The sequence below is a fragment of the Streptomyces sp. NPDC044921 genome (assembly GCF_056432865.1).
Genome location: NZ_JBWKIF010000003.1, coordinates 178,548 through 192,664 on the forward strand (window position 1 = coordinate 178,548; position 14,117 = coordinate 192,664).

Genomic DNA, 14,117 nt, shown 5'->3' on the forward strand with positions numbered 1-14,117 from the left:
GGATCCCAGGGGGCGCCCTCGGCGTCGTGCACGGCCGCTCACCGGCCGGTGGGGCGGATCAGCTCTGGGCGCCCAGGTGGTGCACCCGCACCATGTTGGTGGTGCCGGGGACGCCGGGGGGCGAACCGGCCGTGATCACCACGATGTCCCCCGCGTTGAAGCGGTTGAGCTTGATCAGCTCCTGGTCCACCAGGTCGACCATCTCGTCGGTGCTGTTCACGAACGGCACCACGTACGGCTCCACGCCCCAGCTCAGCGCCATCTGGTTGCGGGTGCCCTCGTCGGTGGTGAAGGCGATGATCGGCTGCTGCGCCCGGTAGCGCGACAGCCGGCGGGCGGTGTCGCCGGACTGGGTGAAGGCCACCAGGCCGCGGCCGCCGAGGAAGTCGGCGATCTCGCAGGCCGCGCGGGCCACCGAACCGCCCTGCGTGCGCGGCTTCTTGCCCGGCACCAGCGGCTGCAGGCCCTTGGACATCAGCTCCTGCTCGGCCGCGGTGACGATCTTCGACATCGTCTTGACGGTCTCGATCGGGTACGCGCCCACGCTCGACTCGGCGGACAGCATGACCGCGTCGGCCCCGTCCAGGATCGCGTTGGCCACGTCGGAGGCCTCGGCGCGGGTCGGACGGGAGTTGGTGATCATCGACTCCATCATCTGGGTCGCCACGATCACCGGCTTGGCGTTGCGCCGGCACAGCTCGATCAGGCGCTTCTGCACCATGGGGACCTTCTCGAGCGGGTACTCGACGGCCAGGTCACCGCGGGCGACCATCACACCGTCGAACGCCATCACGACGTCCTCCATGTTCTGCACCGCCTGCGGCTTCTCCACCTTGGCGATGACCGGGACGCGGCGGCCCTCCTCGTCCATGACGCGGTGCACGTCCTGGACGTCCTTGGCGTCGCGGACGAAGGACAGCGCGACCAGGTCGCAGCCCATGCGGAGCGCGAAGCGGAGGTCCTCGACGTCCTTCTCGGACAGCGCGGGCACGTTGACGGCCGCGCCGGGCAGGTTGATGCCCTTGTGGTCGGAGATGACGCCGCCCTCGATGACGATCGTCTTGACCCGGTGGCCCTCGACCTCGGTGACCTTCAGCTCGACGTTGCCGTCGTTGATGAGCACCTGGTCGCCCTTGTTGACGTCGCCGGGCAGGCCCTTGTAGGTCGTCCCGCAGATCGTCTTGTCGCCGGGGACGTCCTCGGTGGTGATGGTGAACTCGTCACCGCGCACCAGCTCCACGGGACCCTCGGCGAAGGTCTCCAGCCGGATCTTGGGGCCCTGGAGGTCGGCGAGGACACCGATGGCCCGGCCGGTCTCCTTGGCGGCGGCCCGGACCCGGTCGTACCGGCCCTGGTGCTCGGCGTGCGAGCCGTGGCTGAAGTTGAAGCGGGCCACGTTCATGCCGGCTTCGATCAGCGCGACGAGCTGCTCGTGGGAGTCGACCGCGGGGCCGAGAGTACAGACGATTTTCGAACGGCGCATGGGGGCGATCCTATCGGTTTGTTTCCCAGCGGAATATTCCGTCTGGCGGAAAATACAAAAGGGCGCGATGCCGCTCAGGTGTGATTCCCCGAACCATTTACCAGCGCGTAGGTCTGTGTCGCGATCTCCAATTCCTCGTCGGTGGGGACCACCGCCACCGCCACCCGGGCGCCCTCCGGCGAGACCAGCCGGGCCCCGTCGCCGCGCACGGCGTTGCGCTCGCCGTCCACCGCGATGCCCAGCTCCTCCAGGCCCGCCAGGGCGGCCTCGCGCACCGGCGCCGCGTTCTCGCCGACACCCGCGGTGAAGGCGATCGCGTCCACCCGCCCGAGGACGGCGTAATAGGCGCCGATGTACTTCTTCAGCCGGTGAATGTAGATGTCGAACGCCAGCTTGGCGTGCTCGTCGCCCGCGTCGACGCGGCGGCGGATCTCCCTCATGTCGTTGTCGCCGCACAGACCGATCAGACCGCTCTTCTTGTTGAGAAGAGTGTCGATCTCGTCGGCGGACATTCCACCAACACGCATCAAATGGAAGATGACGGCCGGGTCCATGTCCCCGGAGCGCGTACCCATCACGAGCCCCTCCAAAGGCGTCAGGCCCATGGAGGTGTCTACGCACCGGCCGCCCCGCACGGCGGACGCGGACGCCCCGTTGCCCAGGTGCAGCACGATCACGTTCACCTCGGACGGGTCCTTGCCGAGCAGCTCCGCCGTGGCCCGGGAGACGTAGGCGTGGGAGGTGCCGTGGAAGCCGTAGCGGCGGATGCGGTGCGCGTCGGCCGTCTCGACGTCGATCGCGTAACGGGCGGCGGACTCCGGCATCGTCGTGTGGAAGGCGGTGTCGAAGACGGCGACCTGCGGCAGGTCGGGGCGCAGCGCCTGCGCGGTGCGGATGCCGGTGAGGTTGGCCGGATTGTGCAGCGGCGCCACGGGGATGAGCCGCTCGATCTCGGCGAGCACCCTGTCGTCGATCACGGTCGGCTCGGTGAAGGACTTGCCGCCGTGCACCACCCGGTGGCCGATCGCGGCCAGCTCCGGCGAGTCCAGGCCGAGACTGTCCCTGGCGAGTTCCTCGGCCACGGCCTTCAGGGCGGCGTCGTGGTCGGCGATCGCCCCGCCGCGCTCCCGGCTCTCGCCGCCGGCCGGGGTGTGCTTCAGCCGGGAGGTCCGCTCGCCGATGCGCTCGACCAGGCCCACCGCCAGCCGGCTGCTGTCGCGCATGTCCAGCAGCTGGTACTTCACCGACGACGAGCCGGAGTTGAGGACGAGGACACGGGTCGGGCTCACTGGTCGGCTGCCTTCTCGCTCGGGGACGGGGTCTGGGCCTGGATCGCCGTGATGGCGACGGTGTTGACGATGTCCTGTACCAGGGCGCCCCGGGACAGGTCGTTGACCGGCTTGCGCAGGCCCTGCAGCACCGGTCCGACGGCGATCGCGCCGGCCGAGCGCTGTACGGCCTTGTAGGTGTTGTTGCCGGTGTTCAGGTCGGGGAAGATCAGCACGCTCGCCTGCCCCGCGACCTCGGATCCGGGCAGCTTGGTCGCCGCGACCGACGGCTCCACGGCGGCGTCGTACTGGATCGGGCCCTCGATCCTCAGGTCGGGCCGGCGCGAGCGGACCAGCTCGGTGGCCTCGCGCACCTTGTCGACGTCGGCGCCCGAGCCGGAGGTGCCGGTCGAGTACGACAGCATCGCGATCCGCGGCTCCACCCCGAACCGCGCGGCCGTGGTCGCCGACTGGACGGCGATGTCGGCGAGCTGCTCGGCGTCCGGGTCCGGGTTGACCGCGCAGTCGCCGTAGACGAGGACCTTGTCGGCCAGGCACATGAAGAACACCGACGAGACGATGTCGGCGTCCGGCTTGGTCTTGATGATCTCGAAGGCCGGGCGGATGGTGGCGGCGGTGGAGTGCACCGAGCCGGACACCATGCCGTCGGCGAGGCCCTCCTGGACCATCAGCGTGCCGAAGTAGTTCACGTCCGAGACGACGTCGTACGCCAGCTCCACGGTCACGCCCCGGTGGGCGCGCAGGGCCGCGTACTTCTCGGCGAAGCCGTCCCGCAGCTCGGAGGTGGCCGGGTCGATCAGCTGGGTCTCGCCCAGGTCCACGCCGAGGTCGGCGGCCTTCTTGCGGATCTGGTCGACCGGGCCGAGCAGGGTCAGCTCGCACACGCCCCGGCGCAGCAGCACCTCGGCGGCGTGCAGCACCCGCTCCTCGGTGCCCTCGGGCAGCACGACCCGGCGCAGGTCGCTGCGGGCCTGCTCCAGCAGCTTGTGCTCGAACATCATCGGCGTGACGCGGTCGCTGCTGGGCGCCGAGACGCGGCGCGCGAGATCGGCGGTGTCGGCGTGGCGCTCGAACAGGCCGAGGGCCCGCTCCGCCTTGCGCGGGGTGGCCGCGTTGAGCTTGCCCTCCAGGGAGAACAGCTGCTCGGCGGTGGGGAAGCTGTTGCCGGTCACCGAGAGCACCGGGGTGCCGGGCGCGAGGCGGTCGGCCAGCGTGAGGATGTCCGGGCCGGGCACCTCGTTCAGGGTGAGCAGGACACCGGCGATCGGCGGCGTGCCGGCGCTGTGCGCGGCGAGCGCGCCGACGACCAGGTCCGCGCGGTCGCCCGGGGTGACGACGAGGCAGCCCGGTGTCAGGGCGCCGAGGAAGTTCGGCAGCATCGCGCCGCCGAAGACGAAGCCGAGCACGTCCCGGGCGAGCCCGGAGTCGTCGCCGAGCACCACCTTCGCGCCGAGGGCGTGGCTGATCTGCGAGACGGTCGGCGCGGACAGGGCCGGCTCGTCGGGCAGGACGTAACAGGGCACCGGCAGCCGGGAGTCCAGCTGGCGGGCGATCTCGTCGCGGTCCTCGCGGGAGACCCGGTTGGCGACCATGGCCAGGACGTCGCAGCCGAGGGTGTCGTAGGCGCGGTAGGCGTTGCGCGTCTCGGCGAGCACGGCCTCCACGGTCTGCTTGCGGCCGCCGACGACCGGGAGCACGGAGGCACCGAACTCGTTCGCGAGCCGGGCGTTGAGCGACAGCTCGTCCGGGAGCTGGGTGTCGGCGTAGTCGGTGCCGAGGACCAGGACGACGTCGAAGTCGCGGGCGACCCGGTGGAAGCGGTCGACGAGCGTGGACACCAGCTCGTCCGTGCCGGCCTCGGCCTGCAGGGCGGACGCCTCGTGGTAGTCCATGCCGTACACGGTCGCCGGGTCCTGGGTGAGCCGGTAGCGGGCGCGCAGCAGCTCGAAGAGGCGGTCCGGCCCGTCGTGGACCAGGGGGCGGAAGACGCCCACCCGGTCGACCTGCCGGGTGAGGAGTTCCATGACCCCCAGTTCGACGACCTGGCGGCCGTCACCGCGGTCGATGCCGGTCACGTACACGCTGCGGGTCACGCGAGCTCTCCGTTTCATCGCGAAGGGGGGTACACATCGAGCCGACGGCTGTCCGGCACAAGGTGACGGCTATCCAGCCGAGGGCACAAAAATCGCCCACCGAGGTGAGCAGAACCCTCTTGACAATACCTCTGCCGCTATATAAGGCGCCCGTCAGAGTGGGGTAGCACGGAGGGCTGTGGGGCGTGAAACAATCGGCAGTGGCTCACCGGTATCCACAGCGAGCAGGAGACACAGCACGATGCGTATCGGAGTTCTCACCGCAGGCGGCGACTGCCCCGGCCTGAACGCCGTGATCCGGTCGGTCGTGCACCGGGCGGTCGACAACTACGGCGACGAGGTCATCGGCTTCGAGGACGGGTACGCCGGCCTCCTCGACGGCCGCTACCGCGCCCTCGACCTGAACGCGGTCAGCGGCATCCTCGCCCGCGGCGGCACCATCCTCGGCTCGTCCCGGCTGGAGCGCGACCGGCTCCGCGAGGCCTGCGAGAACGCCTCGGACATGATCCACGAGTTCGGCATCGACGCGCTCATCCCGATCGGCGGCGAGGGCACCCTGACGGCCGCCCGGATGCTGTCCGACGCGGGGCTGCCCGTCGTGGGCGTGCCGAAGACGATCGACAACGACATCTCCTCCACGGACCGCACCTTCGGCTTCGACACCGCGGTCGGCGTCGCCACCGAGGCGATGGACCGCCTGAAGACCACCGCCGAGTCCCACCAGCGGGTGATGGTCGTGGAGGTCATGGGCCGGCACGCGGGCTGGATCGCGCTGGAGTCCGGCATGGCCGCCGGCGCGCACGGGATCTGCCTGCCGGAGCGGCCCTTCGACCCGGCCGACCTCGTGAAGATGGTCGAGGAGCGCTTCGCCCGCGGCAAGAAGTTCGCGGTGGTGTGCGTCGCCGAGGGTGCCCACCCGGTCGACGGCACCATGGACTACGGCAAGGGCGCCATAGACAAGTTCGGTCACGAGCGCTTCCAGGGCATCGGTGCGGCCCTCGCCCACGAGCTGGAGCGACGGCTGGGCAAGGAGGCCAAGCCGGTCATCCTGGGCCACGTCCAGCGCGGTGGGACGCCGACCGCGTACGACCGGGTCCTCGCCACCCGGTTCGGCTGGCACGCGGTGGAGGCGGCGCACCGGGGCGAGTTCGGCCGGATGACCGCGCTGCGCGGGACGGACATCGTGATGGTGCCGCTCGCCGAGGCCGTGACCGAGCTGAAGACCGTGCCCAAGGACCGCATGGACGAGGCCGAGTCGGTGTTCTAGACACCCTCCCGGCCGCCGTCGTCCTGGAGCTTCGTCCAGAAGTGCTCCACGATCCGGTCGAGGAAGTCCTGGCCGGCTCCGCCCGCGTCACCGCTGCCGCCACCCCAGCTCAGGGTGGCGGCCATGTGCCCCTGGTAGTCCTCGTGCAGGCTCCGCAGGGCGCCCTCCAGGAACCGCCGGTCCAGCGGGACCAGCCGGGCCACCGGGCGTACGTAGGCCTGCCAGCGGGTGGTGGCCGCGCTGCGCAGCAGGCCGCCGAGCCGGGCGTCGCGGCCCGTGACGGTGACGAAGTCGGGCAGGCCCAGGCCGAGCAGCTCGGCGAGCGCGGCGGACTGCCGCTCGGTGCCGCGCCAGCTGTCGGTCTCCTCCATGCGCAGGTACGCCTGGACGTCGTGCCCCACGGCCCGGGCCACGTCCTCCGGGGCGAGGCGGCGGGCGATGCGGTGTTCGCGCAGGGTGCGCGGCCTGCCGATGAGTTCGGCGGGCGAGCACCACAGCACGCCCGCGAGGGCGGTCAGCTCGGCGTTGCTCGGGGCCGTGATCCCGCGCTCCCAGGCGATGACGTGGTCCGGGGAGACGTGCGCGTGCCCGTACGAGACGCGCATGCCGTGGGCGACGTGCTCGGGGGCCATGCCGAGCGCCGCGCGCAGCCGGCGGGCGGCGGCGGCGTCGAAGGGCGGAGCCGTCGCGGGGGAGGGCTGGCCCGGGTGGGGTGAAGGTCGGCGCACGGGCCACAAGCTAGGGGTGCGGGACCGCGGCGACTACGGTCGGTTCGGCCAGGATCACGGATTGTAGGAAGCTACGGCTACCGGCGGGTTCGCCGGAGCCGAAGGTCCCCAGTCCGGCGGACGGATGTGCGGACGAGTACGGCGTCCCGTTCGGTGACGCGCCCCCCGGGAGGCCGTGACTCCGGTGAACGGCAAGCTCAGCGGGCATATTCGCGCAGCGGGCGTCCGGGCCGCCCGCTGCGGCGGACGCGCCCGGGGCGGCCCGGGTGTCGTTCGCATGGGCGGACACCGCAGGGCAGTACGCCGCGGCCGGCTCCTCCGCGGGGCGGCTACGGGGGGAAAGCCGCGGCGCGATCCGTTCGCTCCGCCCTTCGGGCGGGGACGTCCGGCCCGGCGATGCGTGACCGCCGGGCCGTCGGACTGCCGGTCGTGCGGGATCGGGCCGCCCGGCCCGGCGTCAGCGGGACGTCACCTCCAGGACCGCCTTCCCGCGGACCCGGCGTCCGCGCAGCGCCTCGGCCGCCTCGTCGAACCGGTCCCACGGGCCCTGCCAGCCGGTCTCGACGACGAGGGCCCCCTCGGCGGCCAGCCCGGCGAGGACGGCCAGGTCCGCACCCGCGTCCGAGTCGATGACGAAGGAGGACAGCGACTTGGCCGGGCCGACGGTCGCGTACGGCGGGAAGACCGCCGGTTCCCCGGAGGTCCAGCCGACGCTCTGGATGCTGCCGCCGGGCGCGAGCAGACCCCAGGCGGCGACGAGTTGGGGACCGCCGACGCTGTCGATGACGATGTCCACCGGCTCGCCCAGGTCTTCCAGCCCGATCAGCACCTCGTCGGCACCGGCCCCGGTCAGCCCCTCGGCGCGGGCGGCCGAGCCCACGGACGCGATCACGTGGGCCGCGGCCCGGGCCGCCAGCTGGACGGCGAACCGGCCGACCCCGCCGGACGCCCCGGTGACCAGCACCCTCTTGCCGGGCGCGAGTCCGGCGGCCCGCAGCGACCGCAGGGCCGCCACTCCGGCGACCGGCAGGGCCACCGCCTTCGCCGGGTCCAGCCCCCGGGGCACCTCGGCGAGCGCGGCCACGTCGACCGCGACGCGCTCGGCGAAGGCCCCCGAGGTCAGGGCCACCACCCGCGTGCCCACCGCCGGCCCCGTCCCGTCGGCCGCGGCCCGGACCACCACGCCGGTGGCGTCCGACCCGAGCACCGCCCCCACCGGGACGCGTCCGGAGCGGGCGTCGTTGAGGTCGCCGTAGTTCAGCGAGGCGTGCGAGACCTCCAGCAGGACCTGGTGCGGCCCGGGCACGGGCTCGGTGACCCGGCCCAGACGGACGGCCACGGGCGCCGCCGGATCGACGACGAGAGCGCGGACGGACATGTCTCCCCCTTCTGCCGACCGCGACGGACGTCGCGATCATGACGTGCAACAGCCGGCGCCCCCCATCGCTTCCCGGCCCCGCTCAGCCCTTCACCGCCCCGCCCAGCGCGAAGCCCCCGCCCAGACGCCCCGCGATCAGGACGTACAGCAGGATCACCGGGGTGGAGTAGACGAGGGAGAACGCGGCCAGCCGGCCGTAGGCCACCATGCCGCGGTTGCCGAAGAAGTCGTTGATGCTGACCGACGCCGGCATCTGGTCGGGGGTGAGCAGGAGCATGAAGGGGACGAAGAAGTTGCCCCACATCATGACGAAGCAGAAGACGGTCACGACGGCCACGCCCGGGCCCATCAGGGGCAGTACGACGCGGACGAGGGACTGCAGGGAGGAGGCGCCGTCCGTCCAGGCCGCCTCCTCCAGCTCCTTCGGGACGCCGTCCATGAAGTTCTTCATCAGCCAGATGGCGAAGGGAAGTTGGGACGCGGCGAAGAAGAGGATCGTGCCGTGCACGGTGTCGATCAGGTCGACCTGTACGAAGAGCGCGTAGACCGGGACCATGACCGCCGTGATCGGCAGGCTGGTGGCGAAGAGGATCGTCAGCAGGAACGGCCGGTTGAAGCGGGAGCGGAAGCGGGACAGGGGGTAGGCGGCCAGCGCCGCGCAGACCACCGTCAGCAGCGTCGCGCCGCCGCACAGGATCAGGCTGTTGAGCAGGGGCCTGAAGGTGATCTCGGGGGTCAGGATCGCGTCGAAGTGGTCCAGGGTCAGGCCGTCGGGCGCCTTCACCCGGAGGCCGGCGCCCGGGTCGAGGGCCGAGAGGACGACCCACGCCAGGGGCAGGACGAACGCCGCGGCGACCACCAGCAGGCCCGCGTCCGCGGCCAGGCGGCGGGTCGTGCGGCGGGAGGCGAGAAAAACGGCCACGCGGGTCAGACCTCCGTCCGCAGCAGGCGCAGGTAGAGGAGGGAGAAGAGGGAGCCGACCAGCAGCAGGAGCAGGGCGACCGCCGTGCCGTAGCCGATCAGGCTGTTCTGGAAGGCCTGTTCGTACATGAACAGCGGCAGCGTCTGGCTCCGGCCGCCCGGGCCGCCCCGGGTCATCACCCAGATCAGGCCGAAGACCGAGAGCGTCTGCAGGGTGTTGAGCATCAGGTTGGTGCCGATGGAGCGGCGGATCATGGGCAGGGTGATGTGCCACATGCGGCGCCAGCCGCCCGCCCCGTCGACCTCGGCCGCCTCGGTGATCTCCTGCGGGATCTCCCGCAGCGCGGCCGAGTAGACCAGCATCGAGAAGGCCGTGCCCCGCCAGACGTTGGCGAAGGACACCGCCAGGATGGGCAGGGTGTACAGCCAGTTCTGGGAGGGCAGGTGCAGCCAGTCCAGGACGGCGTTCAGGGTCCCCTCGCGGCGGAAGAACGCGTAGAGCAGGAAGCCCGCCACGACCTCCGGCAGGACCCAGGCCGTGACCACGATGCCGCCGGTCAGGGTGCGGACCGGTTTCGAGGCGCGCCGCATCAGCGCGGCCAGCGCCAGGCCGAGGGTGTTCTGCCCGACCAGTGCCGACAGGACCGTGAACACCAGCGTCAGCCACACGGCGTTGAGGAACGCCTCGTCCCCGAAGGCCCGGGTGAAGTTGTCGAAGCCGACGAACGACTCCTCGGCCTGGCCGGTGAGCTGGAGGTCGGTGAAGGCGATCCAGACGCAGTACGCGATCGGGCCGGCCAGGAAGAGGAGCAGCAGGACGACAGCGGGGACCAGCGGCAGGGCCCGCACCGGCGGGCGGGGGCCGCGTGCCGGGCGCGGGCGCCGGGATGTCCTGGCGAGCGGCGGGGGCGGTGCGGTGGCGGTCATGCGCGGCGGTCCCGGTTCACCGCTCCACCACCTGGTTGTCCGTCGCGTCCTTGAGGGCGTCCGTGTAGGCGCGCGTGGCCTCGTCGACCGAGGCGTCGCCCGTGGTGACGCTCTCCATCGCCTCCTGGATGGCCGTGGAGACCTTCGGGTACGCCGGGTAGGCCGGGCGGTAGTGGGTCGAGGCCACCAGGTCGGTGAAGAACTCGATGCCGGGCTGCGCCTCGACGTACGCCGGGTCCTCGGCGACGTCCTCGCGGACGGCGATGCCCGAGTTGGCGATGTACCACTTCTGCGCGTTGGCCTTGGTCTGCAGGGTCTTGACGAACTCGAACGCCAGGTCCGGGTTGCCGGCCCTGGCGGGGATGGACCAGGTCCAGCCGCCGGACATGCTCACCTTGCCGGGCGCCTGGCCGTGCTGGGTCGGCATGGCGGCCAGGCCCAGTTCCCCGGACCACTCGGGCCACTCGTGGCCGCCGCCGGGCAGCCAGTCCTGCGGGAGCCAGGAGCCGTCGAGGGCGATGCCGAGCCTGCCCTGCGGCAGCCACTCGCCGCGCACGCGGGTCATGACGTTGGGGTCGAGCGCGTCGGAGACGTCCGGGCCGAGCTTCTCCCGGTAGACCGTCTCGACGAAGGCGAGCGCGTCCTCGAAGCCCTGCCCGCCGGCGATCCACTTCTTGCTCGACTTGTCGTACAGGGGGTCCGTACGGCCGTCGTTCGTGCCGTACAGGAGCATCTCGAAGGTCTGCATGGTGGCGGCCTCGCCGACCGGCTTGCCCGTGTAGACGTTGAGGGGGATGACGCCGGGGACCTTCCGCTTGATGGCGCGGGCGGCGGTGAGGACGTCGTCCCAGGTCTTCGGCTGCCAGTCGGCGGGCAGTCCCGCCTTGGCGAAGACGTCCTTGTCGAACCAGAGGCCGCGGGTGTCGGTGCCGTCGGGGACCCCGTACGTCTTGCCGTCCTCGCCCCGGGCGGCCGCCTTCGCCGTGTCGAAGAACCGGTTCCAGTCGGGCCACTTGGCGAGGTAGGCGTCGAGGGGCTTCAAGTAGCCGCTGGTGATGTCCGAGTTGATGAGGAACGTGTCCTCGTAGACCAGGTCGGGGGCGGTCCTGGGGGAGCGGAGCATCTGCTGGAGCTTGGTGTAGTACTCCGAGTCCGGTGCCTTGATCGGGACCAGCTCGACCTTCTTGCCCGGGTGGGCCTTCTCGAACTGCTCCTTGATGTCCGCGAGATAGGTGTCCATCACCTTCACGGAGTTGTCCGTGGACTGCTTGAAGGAGACCTTCACGGTGTCCGGGTCGCTGCCGGATCCCCCACCGCACGCGGTGAGGGCCGTGGCGGCGAGGACCAGGGCGGCGAGGGGGGTGAGGGCGGCGGTGGGGCGCACGGGCACGACCTCCTGCGGACGCACGTCGTTGTGGCCGGGTGGCTGCGTCGTGAACCTAAGTTGGATGGTCTAGTCAGGTCAATGCGCGTGCGGCGGGTTTGGCCCGCGGCTGGTGGGCCGTCACTGACCGGAGACCCAGCGGTACTGCAACTCCGGCCGCCCGACGGTGCCGTACTGCGGGCGGCGGGCCGCGCGGCCCGCGTCGACGAGGTGTTCCAGGTAGCGCCGGGCGGTGATGCGGGAGATGCCCACGCTCTCGGCCACGCCCGCGGCCGTGAGGCCCTCCGCGCTGTCGCGCAGGGCGAGCGTCACGCGCTCCAGGGTCGGCGCGCTCAGGCCCTTGGGCAGGGCGGCGGGGCCCGGGGCGCGCAGGGCGGCGAGCGCCCGGTCCACCTCGTCCTGGCCGCTGGCCTCGCCGACCGCCGCGTGGAACTCCGCGTACCGCACCAGCCGGTCGCGCAGGGTCGCGAACGTGAACGGCTTCAGCACGTACTGCACGACCCCGAGCGAGACGCCCTCGCGCACCACGGCCAGGTCGCGGGCCGACGTCACCGCTATCACGTCGGCGTGGTGGCCGGCCGCGCGCAGGGAGCGGGCCAGTTGCAGCCCGTGCACGTCCGGCAGGTGCAGGTCGAGCAGGAGCAGGTCGACGGGGGTGCGCTCCAGGGCCCGGCGGGCCTCCGCGCCCGTGTGCGCCTTGCCCACGGCGACGAATCCGGGCACCCGGCCCACGTAGAGGACGTGCGCGTCGGCGGCGACCGGGTCGTCCTCCACGACCAGGACGCGGATGGCCTTCTGTCTCGTCGGGTCGCTCGTCATGCGTCGCCTCCAGAGGCCTTGGACGTCGGGCCCCCGGAGGACCCGGGCACGGGCCCCGCGGGCAGCGGGAGCGCGGCGGCCACGCCCGCCGGTGCCGAGCCGCCCCGGGCGAGGTCGCCGGGCGACGCGCCCACCGCCCCGCTCAGCGGCAGCCGTACCTCGAACTGTGCCCCGCCGCCGTCGGCCTGCGCCACCGACAGCGTCCCTCCGTGCCGGTGCGCCGCCTGCCGGACCAGCGCCAGGCCCAGCCCCCGGCCGCCCGGGCCGGCGGGCTTGGTCGTGAAGCCCCGCTGGAAGACCGCCTCGGCGTGCTCGGGATCCACGCCCGGGCCCGTGTCCGACACCCGCATCACCAGCCGCGGGCAGCCGCCCGCGGCCTCGGTGTAGGCGGCCACCGTCACCCGGGCCCGCACGCTGCCCTGTGCGGCGTCCACGGCGTTGTCGATGAGGTTGCCGAGGATCGTCACCAGGTCCCGCGCCGGCAGGGTCTCGGGCAGCAGGCCGTCGTCGAGGCTGCTGTCCTCCGACACCACCAGCTCCACGCCCCGCTCGTTCGCCTGGGCGGTCTTGCCCAGCAGCAGCGCCGCGAGCACCGGCTCGCTCACCGCCGCCACGACCTGGTCGGTCAGCGCCTGGGCCAGTTCCAGCTCGGCCGTCGCGAACTCCACCGCCTCCTCCGCCCGGCCCAGCTCGATCAGCGAGACGACCGTGTGCAGCCGGTTCGCCGCCTCGTGCGCCTGCGAGCGCAGCGCCTGGGTGAAGCCCCGCTCGGAGTCCAACTCACCCATGAGCGCCTGTAGTTCGGTGACATCGCGCAGCGTCACGACGGTACCGCGCCGCTCGCCGCCCGACACCGGGGAGGTGTTGACCACCAGGACCCGGGAGGCCGTCAGATGCACCTCGTCCACCCGCGGCTCCGAGGACAGCAGCGCGCCCGTCAGCGGGGCGGGCAGCCCCAGCTGGGCCACCGACCTGCCCACCACGTCGTCGGCCACGCCGAGCAGCTCCCGCCCTCCGTCGTTGATCAGCGCCACACGGTACTGCCCGTCCAGCATCAGCAGCCCCTCGCGCACCGCGTGCAGGGCGGCCTGGTGGTAGTCGTGCATCCGGCTCAGCTCGGCGGCGTTCATGCCGTGGGTGTGCCGGCGCAGCCGGGCGTTGATGACGTACGTGCCGACCGCGCCCAGCACCAGCGCGCCGGCCGCGACGCCGAGCAGGGCCGTGAGCTGCTCCTGGACCCGCTGGGTGATCTCCTCGACCCGGATGCCCGCGCTCACCAGGCCGACCACGCGCGAACCGTCCTGGATCGGCGTGACCGCCCGGACCGAGGGGCCGAGCGTGCCGGTGTAGGTCTCGGTGAAGGTCTGGCCGCGCAGCGCCTTGTCGGTGTGGCCCTGGAAGGTCTGGCCGATCCGTCTCGGGTCCGGGTGCGTCCAGCGGATGCCCCGCGGATCCATGATCGTGACGAAGTCGACCTCGGTGTCCCGCATCACCCGCAGGGCGTAGGGCTGCAGCTCGGCGGTCGGGTCGGGGGTGCGGGTCGCCGCCAGCACGGACGGGGAGTCGGCGACGGAGCGCGCCACCGCCCGGGCCTGGCGCGCCGCGGCCTCCTCGGCCTGGCTGCGGTCGCTGACGTAGGTGAACAGCGCGTATCCGGCCACGACGACCGCTATCAGTACGGCCTGCATGGCGAAGAGCTGGCCCGCCAGGCTGCGGGGTCGGGGGACGGTGAGGCGCATGCCGTCAGTCTGCACCGTGGCCGATTGTGAACTAAATGAACGGAAGGGTGACCGCGCTCACAGCGCACGACATAGTCACGGCATTCCCC

Annotated in this window: 11 protein-coding genes; 1 reads left to right on the plus strand and 10 read right to left on the minus strand. The window is 72.1% G+C overall.

Going from position 1 to position 14,117, the window contains the following annotated elements; genetic code table 11:
- Nucleotides 1–58: 58 nt before the first annotated feature.
- From pyk to pta, 3 genes are all read right to left on the minus strand, one after another.
- A complete protein-coding gene (pyk, locus tag AC07DA_RS05970; protein ID WP_479124992.1) occupies nucleotides 59–1,483 on the minus strand; it encodes a pyruvate kinase in 1,425 nt (474 codons plus the stop codon).
- A gap of 74 nt (nucleotides 1,484–1,557) precedes the next feature.
- Nucleotides 1,558–2,772 (minus strand): acetate kinase, encoded by a 1,215-nt coding sequence (locus tag AC07DA_RS05975; protein ID WP_479124995.1) that lies wholly within the window; start codon nucleotides 2,770–2,772, stop codon nucleotides 1,558–1,560.
- Nucleotides 2,769–4,865: a phosphate acetyltransferase gene (gene pta, locus AC07DA_RS05980; RefSeq protein WP_479124996.1), complete on the minus strand. Its 2,097-nt coding sequence runs from the start codon at nucleotides 4,863–4,865 to the stop codon at nucleotides 2,769–2,771. Before pta ends, AC07DA_RS05975 begins: the two co-directional genes overlap by 4 nt.
- Nucleotides 4,866–5,106: 241 nt before the next feature.
- On the opposite strand from pta, the gene AC07DA_RS05985 reads away from it, so the two are divergent.
- Nucleotides 5,107–6,132: an ATP-dependent 6-phosphofructokinase gene (locus AC07DA_RS05985; RefSeq protein WP_479124998.1), complete on the plus strand. Its 1,026-nt coding sequence runs from the start codon at nucleotides 5,107–5,109 to the stop codon at nucleotides 6,130–6,132.
- On the opposite strand, the gene AC07DA_RS05990 is transcribed toward AC07DA_RS05985, so the two are convergent.
- The 7 genes from AC07DA_RS05990 to AC07DA_RS06020 all read right to left on the minus strand — a co-directional run bounded on the left by AC07DA_RS05990 (nucleotide 6,129) and on the right by AC07DA_RS06020 (nucleotide 14,028).
- Complete coding sequence (locus AC07DA_RS05990) at nucleotides 6,129–6,869, minus strand: helix-turn-helix domain-containing protein (protein ID WP_479125000.1); 741 nt, start codon at nucleotides 6,867–6,869, stop codon at nucleotides 6,129–6,131. The genes AC07DA_RS05985 and AC07DA_RS05990 overlap by 4 nt on opposite strands.
- A 448-nt stretch (nucleotides 6,870–7,317) precedes the next feature.
- Complete coding sequence (locus AC07DA_RS05995) at nucleotides 7,318–8,238, minus strand: zinc-binding dehydrogenase (protein WP_479125002.1); 921 nt, start codon at nucleotides 8,236–8,238, stop codon at nucleotides 7,318–7,320.
- Nucleotides 8,239–8,320: 82 nt separating this feature from the next.
- Nucleotides 8,321–9,160 (minus strand): carbohydrate ABC transporter permease, encoded by an 840-nt coding sequence (locus AC07DA_RS06000; protein WP_479125003.1) that lies wholly within the window; start codon nucleotides 9,158–9,160, stop codon nucleotides 8,321–8,323.
- Between the two features lie 5 nt (nucleotides 9,161–9,165).
- Complete coding sequence (locus tag AC07DA_RS06005) at nucleotides 9,166–10,086, minus strand: carbohydrate ABC transporter permease (protein ID WP_479125004.1); 921 nt, start codon at nucleotides 10,084–10,086, stop codon at nucleotides 9,166–9,168.
- Between the two features lie 16 nt (nucleotides 10,087–10,102).
- A complete protein-coding gene (locus tag AC07DA_RS06010; protein WP_479125006.1) occupies nucleotides 10,103–11,494 on the minus strand; it encodes an extracellular solute-binding protein in 1,392 nt (463 codons plus the stop codon).
- A gap of 96 nt (nucleotides 11,495–11,590) precedes the next feature.
- Nucleotides 11,591–12,289, minus strand: a complete 699-nt coding sequence (locus tag AC07DA_RS06015) for a response regulator (protein ID WP_479125008.1) — start codon at nucleotides 12,287–12,289, stop codon at nucleotides 11,591–11,593.
- Nucleotides 12,286–14,028: a sensor histidine kinase gene (locus AC07DA_RS06020; protein WP_479125010.1), complete on the minus strand. Its 1,743-nt coding sequence runs from the start codon at nucleotides 14,026–14,028 to the stop codon at nucleotides 12,286–12,288. Before AC07DA_RS06020 ends, AC07DA_RS06015 begins: the two co-directional genes overlap by 4 nt.
- Nucleotides 14,029–14,117 lie beyond the last annotated feature (89 nt).